The sequence below is a fragment of the Microbaculum marinisediminis genome, from assembly GCF_025397915.1.
GTDB classification, from domain to species: Bacteria; Pseudomonadota; Alphaproteobacteria; order Rhizobiales; family Tepidamorphaceae; genus Microbaculum; species Microbaculum marinisediminis.
In genome coordinates this window covers 1-505 of the sequence record NZ_JALIDZ010000033.1, presented here as the reverse complement: position 1 = coordinate 505, position 505 = coordinate 1, and the positions used below count along the sequence as shown (strand labels likewise).

General features: G+C 66.5%; 1 protein-coding gene. It reads right to left on the bottom strand.

The window, feature by feature from the left end; all coding sequences use genetic code 11:
- Positions 1–127: 127 nt before the first annotated feature.
- A partial coding sequence (locus MUB46_RS24150) for a hypothetical protein (RefSeq protein WP_261618532.1) occupies positions 128–505 on the bottom strand: 378 nt, incomplete at its 5' end.

The window sequence follows — 505 nt, the reverse complement described above, 5'->3', positions numbered from 1 at the left end:
TCCGGGGGCATGGACATGACAAGCGACCAGAGGCGAAACGCCATGCCGATGGTCATGCCGGGCGGAATGGACAGGCGCACGGCAATCGCGAGAAGTGCGGCGATATAGACGAGATGCAGGGCCGGGTTCATGCCGCGACCTCCCGGCCCGGCTCGGTGGCATCTTCCGAGACAAGGCGCCGATAGACCGCCGTCAGGTGATCGATTACGCCCTGCTTGGGGATGCCGCGCCACCGCGCGATATTGCGGACGCAGACGACTTCCCAGCCGGCAAGGCGCCCAAGATTGGCGTGCAGGTATTCGACGATGCCCGCCCAGCCTTCCGGGGCCTCTTTCGGCTTCTCGCCGCTGGACATCCAGGCCGGTTTCGATTTTTGCCCCTTGCGCGGTTCGACGGGCGCAGGGTCCGCCCGGCCGGACAACACGTCGTCCCAGGTCATGCCCAGCGCGGCGACCATTTCGTGAGCCTTCAGCGCCGCAGACGAGCGTTCCCCGGACTCAGGCGA